Source organism: Ruegeria sp. YS9 (genome assembly GCF_024628725.1).
GTDB lineage: Bacteria > Pseudomonadota > Alphaproteobacteria > Rhodobacterales > Rhodobacteraceae > Ruegeria > Ruegeria atlantica_C.
The window spans coordinates 760,463-783,334 of sequence record NZ_CP102409.1; the positions used below are offsets into that span (position 1 = coordinate 760,463).

27 protein-coding genes are annotated in these 22,872 nt (G+C 57.6%); 16 read left to right on the plus strand and 11 right to left on the minus strand.

Translation table 11 applies throughout. From position 1 onward, the window contains the following. Window positions 1-29: 29 nt before the first annotated feature. The 3 genes from accC to NOR97_RS03965 all read right to left on the minus strand — a co-directional run bounded on the left by accC (window position 30) and on the right by NOR97_RS03965 (window position 2,568). Window positions 30-1,379, minus strand: coding sequence for an acetyl-CoA carboxylase biotin carboxylase subunit (gene accC / locus NOR97_RS03955; protein ID WP_170345071.1), 1,350 nt, complete (start codon window positions 1,377-1,379; stop codon window positions 30-32). Window positions 1,380-1,388: 9 nt separating this feature from the next. Beyond that, a complete protein-coding gene (gene accB / locus NOR97_RS03960) occupies window positions 1,389-1,880 on the minus strand; it encodes an acetyl-CoA carboxylase biotin carboxyl carrier protein (RefSeq protein WP_257600271.1) in 492 nt (163 codons plus the stop codon). Between the two features lie 151 nt (window positions 1,881-2,031). After that, window positions 2,032-2,568, minus strand: coding sequence for a LuxR C-terminal-related transcriptional regulator (locus NOR97_RS03965; protein WP_170345073.1), 537 nt, complete (start codon window positions 2,566-2,568; stop codon window positions 2,032-2,034). A 189-nt stretch (window positions 2,569-2,757) separates the two neighbouring features. Between NOR97_RS03965 and NOR97_RS03970 the strand changes: the two genes are divergently transcribed. The 5 genes from NOR97_RS03970 to NOR97_RS03990 all read left to right on the plus strand — a co-directional run bounded on the left by NOR97_RS03970 (window position 2,758) and on the right by NOR97_RS03990 (window position 8,674). Next, the gene (locus tag NOR97_RS03970) at window positions 2,758-4,050 is read left to right on the plus strand and encodes a helix-turn-helix domain-containing protein (RefSeq protein ID WP_257600272.1); all 1,293 of its coding nucleotides are present in this window, start codon (window positions 2,758-2,760) and stop codon (window positions 4,048-4,050) included. A gap of 78 nt (window positions 4,051-4,128) precedes the next feature. Next, window positions 4,129-4,509 (plus strand): response regulator transcription factor, encoded by a 381-nt coding sequence (locus tag NOR97_RS03975; RefSeq protein ID WP_152457354.1) that lies wholly within the window; start codon window positions 4,129-4,131, stop codon window positions 4,507-4,509. After that, window positions 4,506-4,814 carry a hypothetical protein gene (locus NOR97_RS03980; protein WP_257600273.1) on the plus strand — a complete coding sequence of 103 codons (309 nt, stop codon included), beginning with the start codon at window positions 4,506-4,508 and terminating at the stop codon, window positions 4,812-4,814. The genes NOR97_RS03975 and NOR97_RS03980 overlap by 4 nt, the downstream gene beginning before the upstream one ends. Then, window positions 4,814-7,492, plus strand: a complete 2,679-nt coding sequence (locus NOR97_RS03985; protein ID WP_170345075.1) for a sensor histidine kinase — start codon at window positions 4,814-4,816, stop codon at window positions 7,490-7,492. Before NOR97_RS03980 ends, NOR97_RS03985 begins: the two co-directional genes overlap by 1 nt. Before the next feature lie 78 nt (window positions 7,493-7,570). Then, entirely contained in the window at window positions 7,571-8,674 is a 1,104-nt protein-coding gene (locus NOR97_RS03990) for a FliM/FliN family flagellar motor C-terminal domain-containing protein (RefSeq protein WP_257600274.1), read from the plus strand. Window positions 8,675-8,677: 3 nt separating this feature from the next. Here the strand turns inward: NOR97_RS03990 and NOR97_RS03995 are convergent, their stop codons facing one another. Genes NOR97_RS03995 through NOR97_RS04010 form a run of 4 tightly spaced genes read right to left on the minus strand, consistent with a single transcriptional unit; the run spans window position 8,678 to window position 10,877 of the window. Next, entirely contained in the window at window positions 8,678-9,109 is a 432-nt protein-coding gene (locus NOR97_RS03995; RefSeq protein WP_170345077.1) for a TIGR01244 family sulfur transferase, read from the minus strand. 9 nt (window positions 9,110-9,118) lie between these two features. Then, window positions 9,119-9,550 carry a DUF6691 family protein gene (locus NOR97_RS04000; RefSeq protein ID WP_170345078.1) on the minus strand — a complete coding sequence of 144 codons (432 nt, stop codon included), beginning with the start codon at window positions 9,548-9,550 and terminating at the stop codon, window positions 9,119-9,121. Further along, complete coding sequence (locus NOR97_RS04005; protein WP_170345079.1) at window positions 9,550-9,978, minus strand: YeeE/YedE family protein; 429 nt, start codon at window positions 9,976-9,978, stop codon at window positions 9,550-9,552. The genes NOR97_RS04000 and NOR97_RS04005 overlap by 1 nt, the downstream gene beginning before the upstream one ends. Before the next feature lie 35 nt (window positions 9,979-10,013). Further along, a complete protein-coding gene (locus tag NOR97_RS04010) occupies window positions 10,014-10,877 on the minus strand; it encodes an MBL fold metallo-hydrolase (RefSeq protein ID WP_170345080.1) in 864 nt (287 codons plus the stop codon). Between the two features lie 243 nt (window positions 10,878-11,120). Here NOR97_RS04010 and NOR97_RS04015 point away from each other — a divergent pair, with 243 nt between their 5' ends. After that, window positions 11,121-11,336, plus strand: a complete 216-nt coding sequence (locus NOR97_RS04015) for a hypothetical protein (RefSeq protein ID WP_170345081.1) — start codon at window positions 11,121-11,123, stop codon at window positions 11,334-11,336. A 9-nt stretch (window positions 11,337-11,345) separates the two neighbouring features. Here NOR97_RS04015 and NOR97_RS04020 read toward each other — a convergent pair whose 3' ends face one another. Continuing rightward, window positions 11,346-11,564 (minus strand): hypothetical protein, encoded by a 219-nt coding sequence (locus NOR97_RS04020; protein ID WP_257600275.1) that lies wholly within the window; start codon window positions 11,562-11,564, stop codon window positions 11,346-11,348. A 434-nt stretch (window positions 11,565-11,998) separates the two neighbouring features. Between NOR97_RS04020 and NOR97_RS04025 the strand changes: the two genes are divergently transcribed. Beyond that, the gene (locus NOR97_RS04025; RefSeq protein WP_152457363.1) at window positions 11,999-12,262 is read left to right on the plus strand and encodes a DUF2312 domain-containing protein; all 264 of its coding nucleotides are present in this window, start codon (window positions 11,999-12,001) and stop codon (window positions 12,260-12,262) included. 573 nt (window positions 12,263-12,835) lie between these two features. On the opposite strand, the gene NOR97_RS04030 is transcribed toward NOR97_RS04025, so the two are convergent. From NOR97_RS04030 to NOR97_RS04040, 3 genes are all read right to left on the minus strand, one after another. Then, window positions 12,836-13,897 (minus strand): YeeE/YedE family protein, encoded by a 1,062-nt coding sequence (locus tag NOR97_RS04030; RefSeq protein WP_257600276.1) that lies wholly within the window; start codon window positions 13,895-13,897, stop codon window positions 12,836-12,838. A gap of 41 nt (window positions 13,898-13,938) precedes the next feature. After that, window positions 13,939-14,247, minus strand: coding sequence for a metalloregulator ArsR/SmtB family transcription factor (locus NOR97_RS04035; protein WP_170345129.1), 309 nt, complete (start codon window positions 14,245-14,247; stop codon window positions 13,939-13,941). Window positions 14,248-14,347: 100 nt separating this feature from the next. Beyond that, the gene (locus tag NOR97_RS04040; protein ID WP_170345084.1) at window positions 14,348-14,722 is read right to left on the minus strand and encodes a hypothetical protein; all 375 of its coding nucleotides are present in this window, start codon (window positions 14,720-14,722) and stop codon (window positions 14,348-14,350) included. 80 nt (window positions 14,723-14,802) lie between these two features. On the opposite strand from NOR97_RS04040, the gene NOR97_RS04045 reads away from it, so the two are divergent. The 9 genes from NOR97_RS04045 to NOR97_RS04085 all read left to right on the plus strand — a co-directional run bounded on the left by NOR97_RS04045 (window position 14,803) and on the right by NOR97_RS04085 (window position 22,870). Further along, window positions 14,803-15,543: a cytochrome c biogenesis CcdA family protein gene (locus NOR97_RS04045; protein WP_170345085.1), complete on the plus strand. Its 741-nt coding sequence runs from the start codon at window positions 14,803-14,805 to the stop codon at window positions 15,541-15,543. A gap of 14 nt (window positions 15,544-15,557) precedes the next feature. After that, window positions 15,558-16,136 carry a thioredoxin family protein gene (locus NOR97_RS04050; RefSeq protein ID WP_374041616.1) on the plus strand — a complete coding sequence of 193 codons (579 nt, stop codon included), beginning with the start codon at window positions 15,558-15,560 and terminating at the stop codon, window positions 16,134-16,136. A 131-nt stretch (window positions 16,137-16,267) separates the two neighbouring features. Continuing rightward, a complete protein-coding gene (soxX, locus tag NOR97_RS04055; protein ID WP_257600278.1) occupies window positions 16,268-16,744 on the plus strand; it encodes a sulfur oxidation c-type cytochrome SoxX in 477 nt (158 codons plus the stop codon). 46 nt (window positions 16,745-16,790) lie between these two features. Further along, window positions 16,791-17,207, plus strand: coding sequence for a thiosulfate oxidation carrier protein SoxY (gene soxY, locus NOR97_RS04060; protein WP_170345088.1), 417 nt, complete (start codon window positions 16,791-16,793; stop codon window positions 17,205-17,207). 36 nt (window positions 17,208-17,243) lie between these two features. Then, window positions 17,244-17,573 (plus strand): thiosulfate oxidation carrier complex protein SoxZ, encoded by a 330-nt coding sequence (soxZ, locus tag NOR97_RS04065; RefSeq protein WP_170345089.1) that lies wholly within the window; start codon window positions 17,244-17,246, stop codon window positions 17,571-17,573. A 70-nt stretch (window positions 17,574-17,643) separates the two neighbouring features. Continuing rightward, window positions 17,644-18,489, plus strand: a complete 846-nt coding sequence (soxA, locus tag NOR97_RS04070) for a sulfur oxidation c-type cytochrome SoxA (RefSeq protein WP_170345090.1) — start codon at window positions 17,644-17,646, stop codon at window positions 18,487-18,489. A gap of 87 nt (window positions 18,490-18,576) precedes the next feature. Then, window positions 18,577-20,274: a thiosulfohydrolase SoxB gene (soxB, locus tag NOR97_RS04075; protein WP_257600279.1), complete on the plus strand. Its 1,698-nt coding sequence runs from the start codon at window positions 18,577-18,579 to the stop codon at window positions 20,272-20,274. 24 nt (window positions 20,275-20,298) lie between these two features. After that, on the plus strand, window positions 20,299-21,561 hold the full coding sequence (gene soxC, locus NOR97_RS04080) for a sulfite dehydrogenase (RefSeq protein WP_170345092.1): 1,263 nt from the start codon (window positions 20,299-20,301) through the stop codon (window positions 21,559-21,561). Then, window positions 21,545-22,870: a c-type cytochrome gene (locus NOR97_RS04085; protein ID WP_257600280.1), complete on the plus strand. Its 1,326-nt coding sequence runs from the start codon at window positions 21,545-21,547 to the stop codon at window positions 22,868-22,870. The genes soxC and NOR97_RS04085 overlap by 17 nt, the downstream gene beginning before the upstream one ends. Window positions 22,871-22,872: the final 2 nt, after the last annotated feature.

Below are 22,872 nucleotides of genomic sequence, written 5' to 3' on the forward strand. Positions count from 1 at the left end.
GAGGGCATGGGCCCTCCGGTCCTTGGTGACTATTGTTCCATGTTCTCCGCAAGCCAGCGCTCCAGCCAGTGGATGTTGTAGTCGCCGCTGCGCAGATCGGGTTCCTGCAACAGTGCGTGGAACAGAGGTACCGTGGTATCGATGCCGTCGACAATCAACTCCCCCAATGCGCGTTCCAGTCGGGCCAGCGCTTCGGCCCGGTCACGGCCCTGCACGATCAGCTTGGCGATCAGCGAGTCATAATAGGGTGGAATCGAATACCCGTCATAGAGAGCCGAGTCCATTCGAACGCCAAGGCCACCCGGTGCGTGGTACGCGGTGATCTTGCCGGGACAGGGCGAGAAATTCGGCAGCTTTTCGGCGTTGATCCGAACCTCGATGGCGTGGCCGTTGATTTCCAGATCGTCCTGACCGAACGACATCGGTTCACCCGCGGCGACAAGGATTTGCTCGCGCACCAGATCGACGCCAAAGATACCTTCGGTGACTGGATGTTCCACCTGAAGACGGGTGTTCATTTCGATGAAATAGAACTCGCCATTTTCGTAGAGGAACTCGATGGTGCCGGCGCCGATATAGTTGATCTTGGCGACCGCGTCGGCGCAGACCTTGCCGATCTTGGCGCGTTCTTCGGGCGTGATGCAGGGGCCGGGGGCCTCTTCGAACACCTTCTGGTGGCGCCGCTGAAGCGAACAATCCCGTTCGCCCAGATGAACAGCCTTGCCTTTCCCGTCGCCAAACACCTGAATTTCGATGTGGCGCGGCGTGGTCAGGTATTTCTCGATATAGACTTCGTCATTGCCAAAGGCGGCCTTGCCTTCGGCCCGTGCAGTCATGAAGGCGCTTTCCATTTCGTCAGCGTTCATCGCAACTTTCATGCCGCGACCGCCGCCGCCTGCGGTAGCCTTGATGATGACCGGATAGCCGAATTCCTCACCGATCTTCTTGGCCGTCGCAAGATCAGGCACGCCGCCGTCTGATCCCGGCACACAAGGTACGCCCAGAGCCTTCATCGTGTCCTTGGCCGTAATCTTGTCGCCCATGACGCGGATGTGTTCCGCAGTGGGGCCGATGAACGTGATTCCGTGATCTTCGACGATCTGCACGAACTCGGCATTCTCGGACAGGAAGCCATAGCCAGGGTGGATCGCCTGCGCTCCGGTGATTTCACAGGCCGAAATGATCGCGGGCACGGACAGGTAACTCTGGGGGCTGGGCGGGGGGCCGATGCAGACCGATTCGTCCGCCATGCGCACATGCATCGCGTCGCTATCCGCGGTGGAGTGGACGGCTACCGTCTTAATCCCCATCTCGCGGGCGGCGCGGATGACGCGCAGGGCGATCTCGCCTCGGTTGGCAATCAGGATCTTGTCGAACATGGGCCCGCCTTACTCGATGATGACCAGAGGAGTGCCGAATTCCACAGCGTCGCCATCGCCGACCAGAACACGCTTGACGGTACCCGACTTGGGCGCGTGGATGTGGTTCATGGTCTTCATCGCTTCGACAATCAGCAGCGTGTCGCCTTCGGACACGGAGGCGCCGACCGAGATAAATGCGGGGGCGCCGGGCTCGGGCTGCATGTAGACGGTGCCAACCATGGGCGACGTTACAGCGCCGGGGTGGCTGGCTGGATCTTCCTGGGCAGCAGGGGCTTCGGCCACGGCAGGCGCAGCCGCGGCAGCAGCTGGTGCCGCCGCAGGTACGGCAACCTGAACTGGTGCGGCTGCGGCCTGTGTCATGCGGCTTACTCGCACGTTCAGGCTGTCTTCCTCGCCATATTCGCGCTTGACCTGCAATTCGGTCAGGTCGTTGTCACGCAGCAACTCGGCCAGAGCCTTGATGAATGCCACATCCGCTTCGTGTTTGGTGTCTGTCATGAGTGTCCTCGACGGTTCCCCTTTGGCCCGTCTGTTTCTTGCGGGCTCTGATCAAATTACGCAGGGTTATAGGCTAAGCGGCGGTGCATGAAAAGCGCCGACTCGCACCATCACAGGCGGGAATCCCGTATAATTTAAAGGGGCGGACAGGTTACAGAGGCATCCCTGACAATTTGGCGACAAGCTCGGGCAGTTTGCGGGCGCCGAATTTCTCAAGCAGGCGGGCGCGATAGGCTTCGATTGTGCGGTAACTCAGGCCCAGTTCGACGCCGATTTCCTTGGCGGACAGGCCGCGGCAGGACAGGATCGCCACTTCGCGTTCTCGCACGGTCAATTCGACAAGGGGACGTTCTTCCGAGATGTCGGAAAAGCTCCAGATTCCATGGCGGAAGGGGTCATCGGGCGTCAAAGAGCGGCCACGGGCGCGGCACCAGAACAGATCGCCATTGCGACGCCGCATGACGCGTTCATCCGTGTAGTACCCGGTGTCTCGCATCACTTGCAGGCTGCGTTCCCCGATCCTCTCCCAATCCGCGACCGAGGGATAGAGATGCAACAGCGGCATGTTGCGGTAATCGGCCTCTTCCCCGCCGAAAGTGCGGGCGAATTGCAGATTGCAGCGTCTGATGATCCGGTTTTCCAGCTCAACAAGCCCGATCGGTGCATATTCAAAGGCGGGGTCACTCATCCGCTTATCGTGCCGGGAAACCACGCGGAATTGAAGGGGAGATGCGGTTTCCTGTGGCCATTGATGCGCATTGGCGGCTGCCGCTTTTGTCAAGGTTGTAAATACGGTTTGAAAATCCCTGGGTAAACCGGTGAAACACATGATATGTTCTGAAAAAAGAGGCTGAAGCCTGGTCAGGAGAATACGATCATGCGTGATATGTTGACGGGAAGCCGCATTCGGGAGAGACGGCAGATTGCCGGGCTTCGGCAGGCGGAACTTGCCCGCCTTGCCGGGATTTCCGCGTCCTACCTGAACCTGATCGAACATAACCGCCGCCGGATCGGTGGCAAATTGCTGGTGGGCATAGCGTCTGCGCTTTCCGTCGAACCCTCAGTCCTGACACAGGGGATCGAGGCGACCCTTGTGTCGGCCCTGCGGGAGGCGGCGGATGACGCCGTCGGGCAGCAGGCCGAAGTGGACGGGCTGGAGGAATTTGCCGGGCGCTTTCCCGGATGGGCCGGGGTGCTTGCGCAGATGCACCGCCGTGTTGTTTCGCTTGAACGGAATGTCGAGATCCTGTCAGACCGGCTGACTCATGACCCGCATCTTGCGGCATCAATGCACGAAGTGCTGTCAACGGCGGCGGCGATTCGTTCAACGGCGGCAATTCTTGCAGACACAGAGGACATCGAAGCAGAGTGGCGGGAACGATTTCACAAAAACCTGCACCAGGATGCAGAGCGGCTGGCCGGCAGTTCAAAGGCACTTGTAACCTTTCTGGACGAAAGCGACTCGTCAATTGATCCGCGCGGTGTTCCGCTTGAAGAGGTCGAAGCGTTCTTCGAATCCCGCAGGTACAGTTTTTCGGAATTGGAACAGGGCGAGGACGTGGATGCCGTTGATCTGAGCAGTCTCAACACGTCGGCTGCGCGAACTGTGGCGCGTGAAGTTCTGAAGATGTATCGCGATGATGCCGTAGCTTTGCCGCTGGATGCGCTTCGATCACGTCTGCAAAAAGGCGACACGGATCCCATCGCGTTGGCTTATCGCTTTTCCGTAGACGTCGCCACCGTTCTGCGACGACTGGCGTTCATACCCGATGACGTGTTGCCGCAGCCGGTTGGCATGGTGCTGTGCGATGCATCCGGCAGCATATTGTTCATCAAGCCGATTCCGGGCTTTGCTTTGGCGCGGCATGGTGAGGTTTGCCCGCTGTGGCCGTTGTTCACGGCTTTGAGCCGCCCACTTGTTCCGGTGCGCAAGCAGGTTGTCCAGATGGGACGGACCCCGGCTGAATTCGAATGCTTCGCCTATGCTTGGCCTTATGCGGTATTGGGGTATGATCAGGATCCCGTTTATCGCTCGGTTATGCTGGTCCGTTCGGGCAACGAGGCGGCAGGCGGCGCTCCGGTCACGCAAGTCGGGCCGAACTGCCGTGTCTGTCCCAGCAATGCCTGCAAGGCCCGCCGCGAACCGTCGATTTTGAGCGAAGGCTTTTGACACTTTCCCGACAGAAGGCTTAATCTGGACGGGACCGATCTGAGGATGGAGGAACGGTCTTGGGGAGGAACTGAAAATATGAGCCGTAAGGTTCTGTTGATCGAGGACGAGCCGAACATTGCCGAAGCAATCCGGTTTCTGTTGACCCGCGAGGGATGGCAGGTGGACACGCATGGCGATGGCACGGATGCGGTTCAGGTGATTCAGAGGGCACAGCCCGATCTGGTCATTCTGGACGTCATGCTGCCGGGCAAGAGCGGCATGGATATCCTGCGGGACATCCGAGAAATGGAGGAGCTGGCAGGTTTGCCGGTTTTGATGCTGACGGCGCGCGGTCAATCGCGCGACAGGGAAATGGCGGAAAACGCAGGCGTCAGCCGTTTCATGACCAAACCGTTTTCCAATGCCGAAGTTCTGACGGCCGTGCGCGATCTTCACGCGCAGGCGACACGGATATGATGTCTGGCGAGGGCAAAAAGGACGCACCACAGGGCGCACGACCCTCGCTTTTTCTCGAACGTCAAAGCTATCGCCGACGTAGGCTGGCGGATGCGGCGCGGCTTTTGCCGTTCATGGGGGGGGCTCTGCTGGCGCTTCCGTTGCTGTGGCCCGATCAGCCCGGCAAGGGCGAGGCTGTCCCCCTGTCTTCAGCAATGTACTACATCTTTGTCTGCTGGGGCGCGCTGATCGTGGTTGGGTTGTTTTTTGGAATTGCCGCCCGCCGTTTGGGCGTGCGCGAGGATCAGGACGCGGACGCTGAGTGATGGCAACCATTAACACGCTGATCCTGGTCTGCCTTGGCTATGTCGTTTTCTTGTTCGCCGTGGCTTTCGCCGCTGACCGGATGGCTGCGGCAGGGCGGGGCAAGTGGCTGCGGTCGCCCCTGATCTATACGTTGTCGCTGTCGATCTATTGCACGGCATGGACATTCTATGGTGCGGTGGGCAATGCCGCGCGGTCCGGGTTGGAGTTTGTAACGATTTACCTTGGCCCAACCCTGGTGATGGTCAGTTGGTGGTGGGGACTGCGCAAACTGGTGAGGGTCGGGCGCAGTCAGCGGGTGACCTCGATCGCGGACCTGTTGTCTTCGCGCTATGGCAAGTCGAACACGCTTGCCGTGTGTGTGACCGTTCTGGCCGTGCTTGGCGGGACGCCCTACATCGCGCTTCAGTTGCAATCGATTACCCTGTCATTTTCGATATTCGCCGAAGCCGATCCATCAGGTCTGTATCGCGAAGGGGCCAGTGTTTTCTGGGTCGCCGCGGGGCTGGCCGTGTTCGCAATTCTCTTCGGTACGCGTAATTTGGACGTAAACGAGCGTCACCACGGTGTGGTCACCGCCATTGCCGTGGAAGCCGTTGTCAAACTGTTTGCTCTTATCGCCGTGGGCGTTTTCGTGGTGTGGGGCATTGCCGGTGGCGTTGGCCCGATGATGGAGCGGATAGATGCCTCGGAAATCGGACAGTGGAACGTCGATGCCGGGCGCTGGACAACTTTCATATTCCTGTCCGCCGCGGCCTTTATCTGCCTGCCGCGCATGTTTCAGGTGATGGTGGTCGAAAACGATGACGAAAGCCATCTGCGAACCGCCGCATGGGCGTTTCCGCTCTATCTGCTTTTGATGAGCCTTTTTGTCGTGCCAATTGCCGTCGTTGGTCTGGACCTGTTGCCAGAGGGGGCCAATCCCGACCTGTTCGTGCTGACGGTACCGCTGTCGCAGGGCAATGACTGGTTGGCCATGCTGTCCTTTATCGGCGGGTTTTCGTCCGCAACGTCGATGGTCATCGTCAGCGCAATGGCCTTGTCGACGATGGTGTCGAACCATGTGGTCATGCCGATTTGGCTGAGCACGCATGAAGGAACAGGGTCAGTCTCGGGCGATGTGCGCAGCATTGTTTTGATAGCGCGCCGTGTTTCCATCGCCGTGATCATGGCGTTGGGTTTCTTCTATTATCGGTTGTCCGGCGGGGGTGCGGCACTGGCCTCGATCGGATTGATCGCCTTTGCGGGCATCTCGCAGATCCTGCCTGCTTTGGTCGGGGGATTGTTCTGGCGCGGAGCAACCCGCACAGGGGCACTTGTCGGGTTGAGCGTCGGTTTCTCATTGTGGATTTATACGCTGTTGTTGCCGGGTATGGGCGCGCCGTGGATGCCGGAGGCCGTCATGCAGAATGGGCTGTTCGGCCTTGCCTGGTTGCGTCCTCATGCCCTGTTCGGGATCGAAGGGATCGACCCGATGGTCCATACCGTGATGTGGTCTCTGTCCCTCAATACCATTGCCTTTTGCGTGGCGTCCCTGCTGAGCTTTCCCAGCCCTCTGGAGCGTTTGCAGGGCGCGCAGTTCGTCAACGTTTTCGATCACTCGGTTTCACCGGGTGGCTGGTCCGGTTCGGTGGCGCAAAGCGAAGACCTGATGATCATGACACAGCGTATTCTGGGCACCGCCCCGGCGCAGGAGTTCTTTCAGGCTGAGGCTGAAAAACAGGGTGGCCGGTCGCATATGCCGGAACCCACCCCGGGTTTCCTCAACCGTCTGGAGAGAGAGTTGAGCGGGTCGGTTGGCACCGCCACGGCGCATGCGATGATCGCTCAGATCGTCGGTGGGTCTTCAGTTTCCGTAGAAGATCTGCTGGCGGTGGCGGATGAATCGGCGCAGCTTCTGGAGTATTCGGGGAGGTTGGAAGAGAAGTCGTCCGAATTGTCCCGTACGGCGCGCCAACTGCGTGAAGCGAACACCAAACTGACGCAGATTTCCGAGCAAAAAGACAGCTTCCTCAGCCAGGTCAGTCACGAGTTGCGCACGCCGATGACCTCGATCCGGGCGTTTTCCGAGATCATGCGGGATACAGAGGGCCTGAGCCGAGAGGAGCAGACCCGCTATGCTGCAATCATTCACGATGAGGCCTTGCGCCTGACCCGGCTTCTCGACGATCTGCTGGACTTGAGCGTGCTGGAAAACGGGCAGGTCAATCTGAACCTCAGCGATGACAGTTTGCGTTCGGTTCTGGACCGGGCGGTGTCCAGCGCACTGGCCGGAGCAGAGCGGAAAATCATGGTCCGGCGGACTTTTACGGCAGAGCGAATGCGCCTGCATACGGATCTGGACCGATTGGGGCAGGTGTTCATCAATCTGATCTCGAACGCGCAGAAATACTGTGACGCGGAAGATCCGGTATTGGTCATTTCAGCCCACGACGTCGGCGGCAGGGTCATCATCGATTTCATCGACAACGGCAGCGGCATTCCCCCCGGCGCGCGTTCGATGGTGTTCGAGAAATTTGCCCGAGTCGGGGTCGACAAGGCAGGGGGCGCAGGTCTGGGCTTGGCCATTTGCCGCGAGATCATGCAACGGTTGGGCGGTGAGATCACATATTTGCCCGGGCAGGGCGGCGCGGCATTCCGGGTCAGCCTGCCTTTGGCATTCCAGCAGGCCGCGCAATGACACAGCCATAAAGAACTTCGTAACGCTCGGCAGGGTAAACCAATAGCCAGTTATTGAAGCAACTGGTGATCGGGCGCCATGTCACAAACTGTCAGCGCTGCTTTGGCGCGCAAACTGTCTGTTGGACGAAAAGATCTAGGCGATCGCCCGCGTTCGGTTCTGCGGGCGCTGCGCTTGGGGTTTGCGCGGGCAGCAAGTGAGCGATTGAACCTTCCCTTGGCCGTCGTCGGGGCAAAACAGGCCGACCGCACGCAGGATGACATGGTGGAATCAGTCGCTCAGGATTGGCTGATGTTGGTGTTTGACGGGCCGGAGGCGCGCGCTGGGATTTGCCTGAGCCCGCATGTGGTGTCCGCCGTTGTGCAAACCCAGACCATCGGTCACGTACTGCCCGGTGATCCCGACCCAAGGGCCTTCACGGATACGGATGCCGCCATGGTGGTGCCATTTATCGAAACCGCTCTGACCTTGTCCGCCGGCTCCATAGACGCTGCGGCCGAGGAGGTCTGCCTGACGGGATATGAGTTCGCGACACGTGCGAAAGATTCGCGCGGCTTGTCGTTGGCCATGACTGAAGATGAATACCGCGTCTTCGATCTGACGGTTGATCTGGCCGGCGGGGCGCAGCAGGGACAGATCTCGATCTTTCTTCCAGAGCATCCTGCCACCCCGGAAAAGGCAGAGGAGGTCTCGGACCCGGCCGGTCCCCGACTCGAGCAGGCATCGGGTGTTGTGCGGGCGGAACTGAACGCCGTCTTGTGCCGGATGTCGCTGCCATTGTCCGATCTGTCAGAAATTCAACCTGGATGTGTTTTGCCATTGCGCGGGGCGCGTCTGGACAGAACTGAGATATTGACCATCGACCGAAAGCCAACGGGTATTGGCCGCCTTGGTCAATGTGGTGGGTTGCGCGCCGTTCGATTGAACGAACATGCAGCCTTACCCGCCTTGTCGGGGGACGACGCGCAGGAGTTCATCGAGAGCCGAGGGAGAATGCAGCCGCACGACCACCTGGTCGAACCAGATTCCAGCGCGGTGGATGTCATGCCGCCGGCAATAGGGGACGAGGGTTTGGACCTGACGGACACCGATCTGTCATTGAACGATTCCGAGCGGATGGTCGCAGAGATTTCGCAACTGGCTGGCCTTGACGCCGCCGACACGAATCCCGACGCAGAATAGGGCCTAGTCTGCCTTGCTGCGGAGTTGTTCCAGGGCAGGGCGCAGGTTTTCCAGTTGATACCCGGCATTTGTCGTGGCGGCTAGAATGTCGTCCGTGCTCATGCGGTCGCATTGACCAAGGGCCCAGACCACCGAACATCGAGTGCCCGAGGCGCAATAAGCCAGAACCGGACCATCGCAGTTTTCTGCCAGGTCACGCTGCCGCTTTGCGATCTCGGGCGTCATGGTCTGGTGGGTCAGCTCCAACACCTCGTATTCCATGCCCGCGGCACGGACGGCTTCACCGATCGCGTCGGATTGCATGATCGCGGGAACCTCAACATCGGGCCGGTTGCAGATCACCTTGACGAAGCCTGCCTCGGCAATTGCCGGGACGTCTTCAACCGTGATCTGCGGCGAGACAGCATAGCGGGGCGTGATCGGTCGAATCTCCATGCGAAATCCTTAGGCCGCGTTTGCGGCTCTGTCCAGTTGAGCCCCTAGCGTTGGTGCGATGAACATGCCTGCAATCATCGCGATCAGAAAGACCAGCCCACCCAAACCACCATATGTCAGCGAGGCCATCGCCGGTCCCGGGCAAAGCCCGGCCAAGCCCCAGCCCATTCCGAACAGGACGGAACCAATGATGAGCCTGCGATCAACCTCGGACCTCGCAGGGGGTGGAAAATCGCCTCCGGTCAAGGCCTTGCGCCCGGTGGTCAGCCTCCAGGCCAGAAGCATCGGCAGGATGGCGCCACCCATCACAAAGGCCAAGGTCGGGTCCCAGTTTCCGAAAACATCCAGCCAACCCTGAACTTTGGTCGTGTCCGTCATGCCAGAAATCAACAATCCGGCACCGAAAAGCGATCCTGCAAGCAAAGCAATCAAAAGGCGCATCAGATCAACCCCCAAACATGGCGCAGCAGGACGAGGGTCATTCCGCCGGCAAGGATATAGAATACGGTGGCCACGATGCCGCGCAGAGAAAACCGCGAGATGCCACAGACCCCGTGACCCGACGTGCAGCCATTGGCGATACGCGTTCCCACACCGACCAGAAGCCCGGCCACAACAACAAGGCCTAGATTGTTGGTAAGATGCGTTTGGGCCTCGGGGGCGATCAGTGGCCGCAGCAGAAGCGGCATTCCGATCAACCCGGCGATGAAGGCCAGACGTTCAGCTTTGGTGTCGCCGGCCTCACCATCGACAAGGCCACCCAAAATGCCGCTAGCACCCATGATCCTGCCATTTCCAAGCAGGTACACGGCTCCGCCCAGGCCTATCAGCAGGCCACCGCACAGCCCCCAGATCCACTCGATGTTCATGTGGGTTTATCCTTTTTTGATTGATTTGACTTGCGTCAGATTTTGTTCACCGGCAGCTTCAGGAATACATCGCCTTGCTCATCAGCAGGCGGCATTTGCCCCGCCCGCATGTTGACCTGCAAAGAGGGCAGGATCAGGCGCGGCATGGCAAGGGTGGCGTCCCTTGCGTCGCGCATTTCCACGAATTCTTCGATGCTCCGCCCTTTTCCGATATGGACGTTCAGCGCTTTCTGTTCGCCTACCGTCGTTTCCCAGGCATATTCATCGCGGCCCGGCGCTTTGTAGTCATGTCCGACAAAGATGCGCGTTTCGTCTGGCAGCGACAGGATTTTCTGGATCGATTCAAACAATGTGGCTGAGGAGCCACCGGGAAAATCGCAGCGCGCCGTTCCGAAATCCGGCATGAACAGCGTGTCGCCCACAAAGGCGGCGTCGCCTATCACATAGGTCAGGCAGGCCGGGGTATGCCCCGGGGTATGGAGAACATCGCCCCGCATCTGCCCAATGTGGAAACTGTCCCCCTCCGAGAACAAGGCGTCGAACTGGCTGCCATCGCGCTGGAACTCGGTTCCTTCATTGAAGACTTTGCCGAACGTGTCCTGCACGGTGACGATCTGAGCGCCTATTCCGATTTTGCCACCCAGTTCCTGTTGCAGGTAGGGGGCCGCGGACAGGTGATCGGCGTGAACGTGGCTTTCCAGAATCCATTCGACCTTTAGATCGTGCGCGCGCACAAAGTCGATGATTGCGTCAGCCGATTTTGTCTCTGTGCGCCCCGACGCGTGATCGAAATCCAGGACACTGTCGATGATGGCGCAGGCACGCCCTTGCGGTTCATGAACAACGTAGGACACCGTGAAGGTTTGATCGTCAAAAAACGCTTTCACTGTGGGTGTCATGATTTCCTCCGTATCAGTTGTCACGATCATATATGTAAAATGGAATGTGATGCAACATCGAACCTGTGTTTGATGCGGGTCAAGGCATTCGCGATTGAAACAGCCTAAAATTTGGGTCATCCGCGCCGGATTGCCGAAAACGCGAACGTGTTGGGCAATATCCCGCACAATTTCAGGTTAACATCAGCGGGTCTTATTCCCGTTACCTATATCTGGGATACTGGCGACACTTGGGAGGGTATTATGACATCGACAAGTCTTTATTCCGAAGCAGAACGGCTTGAGCAAGAGCTCAGAAATGCGAGCCTTGATACGCGTTTGGCGCTTCAGCCGAGTGTGAGCAAGGTTGTCGACCGTATGCGACAGCAGGGGATGCAGGTGCCGTCCCGCCTGCGGCGTCTGGATGCAGCCCTGTGCGAAGACGCTATGGAAGCGCAGTTCGATAACCTGCCGGTTTGATACAAGAAGTCATCCAAAGGATATCCCGAGGATGACCAGCATCAATCCAAGAACGGACAGGAACAAAGACGCCAGGTTCCAAGGCAAAACGCCCTGAACGGTCGCGCGCAATTCGTCGTCTGACAGACCCGCTTTGCGCGCTTTCATCACGCGAAGAATACACCAGACCAGGCCGGCGAGTCCGGCCAGAGAAAGGGCTGCGCCGCCCCAGGTGATGAATTCGAACATGGTGCCCTACATCTCTTCTTGAACTACCCCCCCCCCCGCGCTTACCGGATCGGATCGCGCCGTACAAGCACACTTGGGGTTTGGGTGGGATTGGGTGCTTGCGACCCGGGCGGCGGCATTGTATCCGGCTTCCTGCATCAGATTTCAGCCCGTGGGACGGACGCGTATGGAAGGCATCATCAACAATCAGGCTGCCCCCAACTGTCGCGTGACTGCTGATGAAACGTGCCAGTTCATCGAACGGTTTGAGGGTCTGGATGCGGTGAAAACAACCTGGTGGAACAACGAAAAGAAGCCATGGCCGAGGCCCGGGCACGTCGTTGCTTCTGCCTCTAGAAAACTGTTTTGTGTGTAGCAACCAAAGCTTGAGACGAATACACGGGGTATGAACTGTATTCTCTTAGCGGTGATGATCCAGAATTGGGAAGAATTGGATGAGCATGTCGGAAGAAGCAGAAGCAAGTTACAAGGTCACCTCTGGGGAGCTGCGCCAATTTGTTGAGCGTATCGAGCGCCTGGAGTTGGAAAAGAAAGACATCGCGGATCAAATAAAGGAAGTGTACGCAGAGAGTAAATCACGCGGCTACGATGTGAAGGCTCTTCGCAGCATCATTTCTCTCAGAAAAAGAGATAAGGATGATATTGCCGAGCAAGAGGCTGTCATTGAGATGTACAAAGAAGCCTTGGGCATGAACTAAGACCGGTTCTTGGCAAAAGTGCTATTTCAGTCAGGCTGACGAAAGCTTTGCGAAGAAAAGCGCGTCACTGGCCAAACCTGCAACAATGTGCAGCCAGACCGGGCTGAGATTCCAAAAATCGCAGACCTGGCTGGCTGTCCGGTGATTGCTTTTTGCCTCAGTGGCCTTGTGGGTTTGCAGGGCCCTTGCGGACGACCAAATCTCGTTTTCGTTGGCAGATCTTCAATGTGTCAGAAAGCCGAAGCTGCGGTTGCTGAAGACCTTGTTGCCTTTTTTGATAGTTTATCCGAGGCAAGTCCTGCCTCGTGATTGCCCGAAGGCATGCGGCTCAAGGGCTGGTTTTTTTTGGTATTGAAAATCGTTGAAGATTCCTAATCCGTATTTTAGCCGTGTGGCACATGCGACGGAGCTTTGCAGAATCCTCGATCGCCACTGAGGGCGCGAGCGCCGCAAAGCATCCTGTCGGTCAACCAAAGGCCGGTCATGCACCAACCAACAATGCCAGACCACTCATGTGGGGCTGATCAGCGCGACCGACACCTTTTTGGCATAGGGCTTGGTAGTGTTTTGAACTCAGCGCTCGGTAATGAAGGACAGTCCGGACACGAGCTGTTTCAGTCCAAGCGCCGCACCCGCAAAGATCGCGGCGAATGTCACGGGCGCGCTGTAGGCCAGAAGTGAAAAGGCAGATATGCCTTGTCCGACGCTGCAACCGACTGCGATGATCGCTCCGGGGCCCATGATCGCCGCGCCCAGCATTTGCCGTTTCAGTTCACGTGGATCTTCGCAGGCTTCCCAGCGAAAATAGCCCTTTGACCAGGATCCCAAAAACGCGCCGATCAGAACGCCCGAGACGGATCCGACGGCAAAAGACAACGTGTTTCCGGACGCTGTCATCAAGTAGAATATCGTGTCACCCAAGGGTGCAGCGAAGGTGTGGGTTTGCACCGGCTCACCGTCAAAACCGTGGGTCGCTACCCAGTTCGTGCCAAGCCAGCCCGAAACGATCGCCAGTCCAACCACAGATCCCCAGAACACTTGCGCTGGCGTGCGGCGGAACTGCTGGTTCGCCAAAGCAAAGACCACCAAAACAATACCGACGGCAGAACCGAAGAGCCACGCCGGAACAGTAGTCATCCGTTCAGCAAGAAAGCTGACGCTTTGGGGGGCGCTGAGATCCATTTCCACTGGAAACAGCCAAACCCGAAGATATGCCAGGGGGCCCGACATTACGACATACGCCGTAAGACCCATGATCAGAACGATGACGAAGGATCGAAGGTCGCCACCGCCCAGTCTTGCCAACGCGCCATAGCCGCAGTTCCCGCTGATGGCCATTCCATAACCGAACATGAGGCCGCCCACGATCGAACCGATCGGGTTCCAGGTCTGGGCAAGGTAGCGTGTCCCGACAGGGTCAAGCCACCCGAACGCCATGGCGGTATGGCTTCCAACAATCGCAACGCCAATCGCAACCGCCCACATGCGAAGACGCCGATCATCATCCGCGTAAAGGTAATCTTCGATGGCACCCAACGTGCAAAAGCGCCCGATGCGTGCGGCCAGCCCCAATGCGATGCCTCCAATCAAACCGATCAGAGCAACGGCATTTGCGTCTCCCAATGCTTCGAGCATTGCCAGTCTCCTCCCAAAGCTGGCGGCGTCTTGACCGGCTTCTACGTGTCCCGGCAGAAAAGATCGTAGACGACTTCCAGTATTTGCGTCGAACGATCATCAGCCAATCTGTAATAGATAGTCTTACCCTCGCGCCGTGTTTTGACCAAGCCCTCAAAGCGCAGTCGGGACAACTGTTGGGATACGGCGGCCTGTCTCGCCGACAGCATCTCTTCCATCTGGGTGACAGACTTTTCACCCGATGACAGATAGCACAAGATCATCAGGCGCCCCTCGTGGCTGATGGCCTTAAGGAAGTTTGATGCCGTTTGCGCGTTCTCCATCATTCGGTCCAGATCTTCTGCGCACATGTCTTTTGTGAACACTGGCAGTTTCGATGGTTTATCCAACAAGATCGCCTCGCTTTCTCAGCTTCACGCATTCAAAACAGTTTATGTAATATACCGTCGTTTATCCAGAAGTCTCAATCTGTACCCCTGCGTCACGTAGCAGCACGCCCAACATGCCCCAAAAAAAGTCTTCGCCGGGGTACCCTTCGATCCGGCCGACTTCGCGGCCGTTGTTCAGCAAAACAAAGGTTGGAGTGTAGTACAGAGGTCTTCCCAGTTCGATTCCATCCGGCATGGATGCATGGATGTCTATCCGCTGAAGCGGGGCGGCATTTCCTTCCGGTGTCTTCGGGTAGATCCCCGAGATTTCGGAATCCCATCGGGCACACCACATGCACCCATCTTCTTCGGCCATCAGAAGTGTCATTTCCGCCCGTAAAACCCGGGGCGAAACAAGCAGCGTGACCGCAAGCACAAGCAGGAAAAGGTGGCGCATCTCAAGCTCCGATTGACCGCGGCGACATATCTTTATTACTTTGAATGTATGAATGATAGCGCGCCAGGACAGGTTTGACCATGCTCGACATTACATTTGCAGGAGCTCTGGTTGCTGGGCTGTTGTCCTTTCTGTCCCCCTGCATCCTTCCGATTGTGCCGTTCTACCTCAGCTATCTGGCGGGTGTCGGGATGGAGCAGATTTCCGCGAATTCCGCCATTTCCGGCAACGTTCGCCGCAGGGCAACGCTTGCTGCAATCGCATTTTCAGCGGGGATCATAACGATTTTTATGGCTCTCGGAGCCACGGCTTCGATATTCGGACAACTTGTTCGCGAATACTTCGATATCCTTCGTTGGATAGCGGCAGCCATCATCGTGACGATGGGTTTGCATTTCCTTGGGCTGATTCGCATCGGGTTTCTGTATCGCCAGTTTCGGGCAGACGTCGGCGAGACATCAAACCTGAGCCTGATCGGGGCATATGTTCTTGGACTGGCATTTGCTTTCGGCTGGACGCCTTGTGTCGGGCCGGTGCTTGCTGCAATCCTGTTTACAGCGGCCGGAACCGAGACGGCTTGGCGTGGAGCGGTTCTTTTGTTCGTCTACGGGGTAGGAATGACCGCACCGTTTGTTCTGGCGGCTTTCTTGGTTCGCCCCTTCATGCAGTGGATGGCGCGGTTCAGAAAGCATTTGCCTCTGATCGAGAAGGGGATGGGCGCGTTGTTGATTCTGTTCGGCGTCCTGATCGCAACCAACTCGATCAATCAAGTCGCCCAATGGATGCTGGACCATATGCCCTGGCTTGCGGCCATCGGATAATACGGGAGGAAAATATGAAGCGAACATTGTCAGTATTGATGGCATGCTTGTTGGGCATGGCGGTTTCCGCCGCCGAGCTTGGCGACGACGGGTTGCATAAAACACCGTGGATGCGCGACACGTTCAAAGACCTTCGCGAGGATCTTGAAGAGGCGTCAGGTGAAGGCAAGCGGTTGGTTTTGTTTATCGAGCAACAGGGCTGCATCTATTGCAAGAAAATGCACGAAGAGGTTTTCCCCCAGCCTGACCTAGCGGCGTTCATCGAAGAGAACTTTTTTGTCGTCCAACTGGATTTGCACGGAAGTACCACGGCCACCGACTTTGATGGGGAAGAGAGCGAGCAAAGAGCGCTGATGCGCAAATGGGGGATTCTGTTTACCCCGACCCTTGTATTTCTGCCGGAAGAAGTTCCCGAGGACGCCACCGCCATTGAAGCTGCGGTTGCAGTAATGCCGGGAGCGTTCGCCAAAGGAACAACTTTGGACCTTTTCACCTGGGTCTACGAGAAGCGGTACGAACTTGATAATGGTGAAGATTTTCAGCGATATCATGCGCGACGCATTCAGGGGCGAAACAATGTTTCGCAAGACTGAGGGTCGGAGTTATAAATAAAAAAATTCATTGTAATGAATTTAATGTTGCGACAGACCGCACTCGTCGACTACGGTACACAAATGCTTTGGGTCGCAAGGCGCCGTCGGCGTATTAGCAAATGGGAGGGATCATGAAGCTGAGACTCTTAACATTGGTCTGCGCAATGACGGGGGCTGCCGCTTTTGCTGCGGAGACAGACCCGGAAAGCGTAACCTATGGTGAATATGGTGAAGTAGAGGCGTCTTTGACCGGCACCGCCGGTGATGCGGCAAATGGCGCGCTGATCGTTGGCGACAAGTCAAAAGGCAATTGCGTGGCGTGCCACGCGGTATCGGCTTTGGCCGACATTCCATTCCAGGGCGAGGTTGGCCCGGCGCTGGATGGTGCCGGTGATCGTTGGTCCGAGGCCGAGCTTCGCGGACTGGTTGCAAACGCGAAAATGACGTTCGAAGGCACGGTGATGCCGGCATTCTACAAGGATGACGGCTATATCCGCCCGGGCGACGCCTATACCGGCAAAGCCCCGACCGAGCCTCTGACGTCGATCCTGACAGCTCAGGAAATCGAAGACGTGGTCGCGTTTCTTGCGACCCTGAAAGAGCAATAGTCGCGCTTCCAAAGTGTGATTGTCGAAGATTCAAAGGAGATTGAAAATGGAACTCTCTCGCCGCGAAACTCTGGCCCTTGGGCTGGGTGCCGCGTTCCTGACAATGATGCCGCTTCGTGCAAATGCGGCCGCTGAGGATGCGATTGCCGCGTTTACAGGTGGGGCGGATGTGGCTGACGGCGGTGTTACACTGACGGCACCTGAAATCGCCGAAAACGGAAACACCGTTCCGATCGAAGTAAGCGCCCCGGGTGCAGCGTCGATTCTGATCGTTGCAGCAGGCAACCCCGAACCGGGCGTCGCAACGTTCAATTTCGGCCCGCTGGCTGCTGAACAAGCCGCTTCGACCCGTATCCGCCTTGCGGGAACGCAAGACGTGATTGCCGTGGCGAAGATGGCAGATGGCAGCTTTGCCAAGGCATCCGCGACCGTAAAAGTGACAATCGGCGGCTGCGGCGGCTGATAGCCACGCATGCCTCGAAGAACAGGAGACTAACCAATGGCATCCGGTGTGAAACCCCGCGTCAAGGTTCCGAAGAAAGCCGCTGCTGGCGAAGCCGTCACGATCAAGACACTGATCAGCCACAAGATGGAAAGCGGACAGCGCAAGGACAAAGAAGGCAACGTCATACCTCGGTCGATCATCAACCGTTTCACCTGCGAGTTTAACGGCGAAATGGTGATTGATGTGACGATGGAGCCGGCAATTTCTACCAATCCGTATTTTCAGTTTGAGGCAACCGTGCCCGAGGCAGGTGAGTTCGTGTTCACCTGGTACGATGACGACGGCTCTGTCTACGACGAGAAGAAATCGATCGAGATCGCCTGACGGCTCGACCACTAAGGCAGATCAGCGCCGGACATGACGTTTGGCGCTGGTCCACCAAGGGAGGAACGTAATGAATACAAAGGCATTAACGGCGATCGCGGCAGTTCTGGTTTTCCCAGCGGCAGCAATGGCCGGACCGGACGAAGACAATCTCGTGATCAATGGCGAGCTGGACATGACCTCGGTCACCGAAGCGCCGGCGCATCTGGAAAACCTGGACACGATCTATTCCGGTTGGCATTTCCGTACGGATGAAACCCAGGCCCTTCAGATCGATGATTTCGACAATCCGGCGATGATCTTCGTCGATCAGGCCGCCGACCTTTATGAGACGGTCGATGGTGCTGCCGGCAAAAGCTGTGCCTCGTGCCACGACGGGGTGGAAAGCTTCAAGGGATTGCAGGCTTCCATGCCGAAGGTTGATGCCGAAACCGGCAAGCTGGTGGTCATGGAAGATCTGATCAACGAGTGCCGAACCGAGCGTATGGAGGCCGATGCCTGGAAATGGTCCGGTGGCGATATGCAGGGCATGGTCGCTTTGATCGGCCTTCAGTCACGCGGAATGCCCATGAACGTTGCCATTGACGGTGATGCAGCCCCGTATTGGGAACAGGGCAAGGAAATGTACTACACACGCTATGGTCAGCTGGAGCTGAGCTGTGCCAACTGTCATGAAGACAATTGGGGCAACATGATCCGGGCAGATCACCTGAGCCAGGGAATGATCAACGGGTTCCCGACTTACCGCTTGAAACAGGCCAAGCTGATCTCGCGACACAATCGTTTCCGCGGTTGTATTCGTGATACGCGGGCGGAAACCTTTGCCGAAGGGTCGGACGAGTTCCGTGCGCTGGAGCTTTATGTTGCCTCGCGTGGCAACGGGCTTTCAGTCGAAACCCCGGCTGTGCGCCAATAACGAACGACCCGCGTGGGCGATGTCCCGCGCGGGTTTTTCAGGAACGCAACATTCACACATTTATATGTGTAACAGGAAAGCTGAAAGATGATTTCTCGACGTGACTTCTTGCAGGTTTCAATGGCGGCATCGGCTCTGTACGGGGCGTCCGGGTTTGGCAATTGGGCCAGACTTGCAGCGCAGCAAAGTCTGACGCAGAATCAGCTGCTGGAGTTTGAAACCTTTGGCAATATCAGCCTGATCCATGTCACCGACATTCACGCGCAACTCAAACCGATTTTCTTCCGTGAACCCGAGATAAACCTTGGTATCGGCGAGGCAAAGGGACAGATGCCGCACGTTACGGGGGCCGCGTTCCGCAAGGCCTATGGGATCGAAGATGGCAGCCCCTCGGCCTATGCATTGACCTATGACGACTTTGCAGCCCTGGCAAAAACCTACGGTCGGGTCGGTGGTTTGGACCGGGTTTCTACAGTCATCAACGCCATCCGTGCGGAACGACCCGATGCCCTGCTTTTGGACGGCGGCGATACCTGGCACGGGTCTTACACCTGTTACCAGACAGCCGGTCAGGACATGGTCAATGTCATGAACGCGCTGAAACCCGATGCAATGACCTTCCATTGGGAGTTCACGCTGGGCAGCGACAGAGTGAACGAAATCGTCGAAGGGCTGCCCTTTGCCGCCTTGGGTCAGAACATTTTTGATGCCGAATGGGATGAACCCGCGGAATTGTTCAAGCCCTACAAGTTCTTTGACCGGGGCGGTGCAAAAGTTGCCGTGATCGGGCAGGCATTCCCATACATGCCAATCGCGAACCCGGGTTGGATGTTCCCTGAATACTCTTTCGGTATCCGGGATGAGAACATGCAGGCAATGGTTGACGAGGTTCGCGGTGCCGGCGCTGATGTCGTCGTCGTCCTCAGCCATAACGGCTTTGACGTAGATAAAAAAATGGCAGGCCGGGTGCAGGGGATCGACGTGATCCTCAGCGGCCACACTCATGACGCGCTGCCCGAGCCGGTTCTGGTGGGCAAAACACACATCATCGCGTCAGGCTCGAACGGCAAATTCGTCAGCCGTGTGGACCTGGATGTACGGGATGGGCAGTTGATGGGGTTGAAGCACAAGCTGATCCCGATTTTCTCTGATGTTATCGCTCCGGATCCTGCGATTACCGCTCTGATAGATGAGCAGCGCGCGCCGTATGAGGCCACGCTCAGCGAAGTGATCGGTAAAACGGACTCGTTGCTCTATCGTCGCGGCAATTTCAACGGCACTTGGGATGATCTGATCTGCGACGCCCTGCTCAAAGAACGTGAGGCAGACATTGCCATGTCGCCTGGCGTTCGATGGGGCCCGTCGATCCTGCCGGGGCAGGAGATCACGCGCGAGGACATCTGGAACGTCACCTCGATGTCTTACCCGAATGCCTATCGCACGGAAATGACGGGTGAATTCATCCATGTGATCCTCGAGGATGTTGGCGACAACCTGTTCAACCCTGATCCTTACTACCAGCAGGGCGGCGACATGGTCCGTGTCGGTGGGCTGGGCTACCGCATCGACGTGACCAAGCCACAAGGGCAGCGGATCAGCGAAATGACTTTGCTGAAGACAGGTGAAGCGATTGATCCGTCGAAAACCTATGTCGTGGCCGGCTGGGCCAGCGTCAACGAAGGCACCGAGGGTCCGCCGATCTGGGATGTCGTCGAAAACCACATTCGCAATCTAGGCACCGTAACGGTGCAAGAAAACACCAGTGTCGATGTCGTCGGCGCTTAAGAAACAGATGGAGACCTAAGAGATATGGATGACGCGTTCAAACCGTCGCGCCGGGCCTTCCTGAAAGGCAGTGCCGCGGTCGCCGCGGGGTCAGTTGCAGGTGCGGCAGTGGCAGAAACGCCCGACCCCCTGATAACAGAGCTTCAGGATTGGGCATCGTACACGGGTGCAGGCGTTGACGAGACACCTTATGGCATGCCGATCAGCTATGAATCGCATGTCGTGCGCCGCAATGTGGAATGGCTGACTGCCTCTCCGATTTCGTCGATCAACTTCACGCCGATCCATGCGCTCGAAGGGACGATAACGCCGCAGGGCTGCGCCTTTGAACGTCATCACTCTGGCGCGATTGAACTGCGCAAGGAAGACTATCGGCTGATGATCAACGGGCTGGTCGATCGCCCGCTGGTCTTTACGTATGACGACATCGAGCGGTTCCCGCGCGAAAACCACGTGTATTTCTGCGAATGCGCGGCGAATACCGGGATGGAGTGGGCAGGCGCGCAACTCAACGGTGTGCAATTCACCCATGGTATGATCCACAACATGGAATATACCGGTGTCCCGCTGCGCACGCTGTTGCAGGAGGCCGGCGCCGATATCTCGCCCGACAAATGGGTCTATGTCGAGGGCGCGGACGCGTCGTCCAATGGCCGCTCCATTCCGATGGAAAAAGCGCTGGATGACGTTCTGGTGGCCTTCAAGGCAAATGGCGAAGCCCTGCGGATGGAGCATGGCTATCCTGTGCGCCTGGTCGTGCCAGGCTGGGAAGGCAACATGTGGGTCAAATGGCTGCGCCGGATCGAGGTCGTCGACAGGGCGGTGGAAAGCCGCGAAGAAACTTCGAAATACACCGATGTCTATGCCGATGGCACGGCCCAGAAATGGACCTGGGTGATGGATGCGAAATCCGTCATAACCTCGCCCAGTCCGCAAATGCCGATCAAACATGGGCCCGGGCCGCTGGTGATTTCAGGGCTTGCATGGTCAGGCCACGGACAGATTACCCGTGTTGATGTATCCAAGGACGGCGGCATCACGTGGGAAACGGCACGCCTTGGCAAGCAGGGCGACACCAAGGCTTTGACACGTTTCTATCTCGACACGAATTGGGACGGGGCACCCATGCTCCTACAGGCCCGAGCAATGGATGAGACCGGCTATGTACAGCCGACCAAAGACCAGCTGCGCGAAAAGCGCGGCGAAAACTCGGTCTATCACAACAACTGTATCCAGACGTGGTACGTAAGCGCAGAAGGGATCGCCGAGAATGTCGAAGTCTCTTAGTCATGTTTTCCTGCCGGTATTCGGCGGCACAGCGTTGGTGCTTGCGGGGGCGTTGGTGTTCGCCAACCGAAACTTCGGCCAATCGAAGATCGAAACTTTGGAAACCCGGCTTGGCCAGGTTGAGGCCCACGCAGCAGCCGCACAGGAAAAAGCGAAGTCAGAGGCCGAACGAGCAGCCCAGCTTGAGCTCAAAGTACAGGAAATTCAGGCTGCTGCCGCGGAACGGGTTGCGAATGGCGCGAACCTGACCGCACCCGCGCCCAGCCGCGAGGGTACCTATGGGCTTGGACGGCCTGCGCTGGAGGAAGAGATCGCGGCCTGGGACGTTGACGTTCTGCCGGACGGGCGGGGCTTGCCTGTCGGATCGGGCGACGTTTGGACCGGGGAAGAGGTTTTTGCCGACCGCTGCGCGTCCTGTCACGGAGAATTCGCGGAAGGTGTGGACAACTGGCCTGTTCTTGCCGGTGGGTTCGATACGCTTGCAAACGAAGATCCCGTGAAGACCGTCGGGTCCTACTGGCCGCATTTGTCTACTGCCTGGGACTACATTTCCCGATCCATGCCATTTGGCGAGGCGGGCACTTTGACCGCGGATGAGACCTATGCGATTGTTGCCTACATCCTGTATTCAAATGATTTGGTGGATGACGATTTCGAACTGAGCAACGAAAACTTCGCCGAATTCGAGATGTACAACAAAGACGGTTTTGTCGTCGATACACGACCCGAGACCGAGTACGCTGAATGGCGCAAAGAGCCTTGCATGGAAAACTGCAAGGCAGAGGCCGCTGTCACGATGCGCTCTGTTTTTCTGGTCGAAACGCCGCCCGAAGGTGGGTCGAACTCGGTGATGAATGACGCCACCGTGGACGGGTTGCCGACATTCACTGCGGACGGCCCGTCGTTCATTCCGGCAGCGGCACCCAAGCCCGAGGAAGAAGCCGCTGCGGAACCAGCCGTTCAAGAGGCCGAAAAGACTGACGAGGCAACGGAACTGGTTGCCGCCGGAGCAAAAGTCTTCAAGAAGTGCAAAGCCTGCCATCAGGTGGGTGAAGGTGCAAAGCACAGTACCGGGCCGGCATTGAACGGGATTGTCGGGTCCAATGCAGGATCGGTCGAGGGGTTCAAATACTCCAAGGCGATGAAAGCCGCAGCCGAGGCCGGCCTTGTTTGGACGGATGAGGAAATGGCGGCCTTCCTGACGAAACCCAAGGATTACATGAAGGGCACGCGAATGTCTTTTGCGGGGCTCAGGAAGCCGGATGACATTGAGGCCGTGATTGTCTACCTTAAATCGTTCGGAAGCTGATC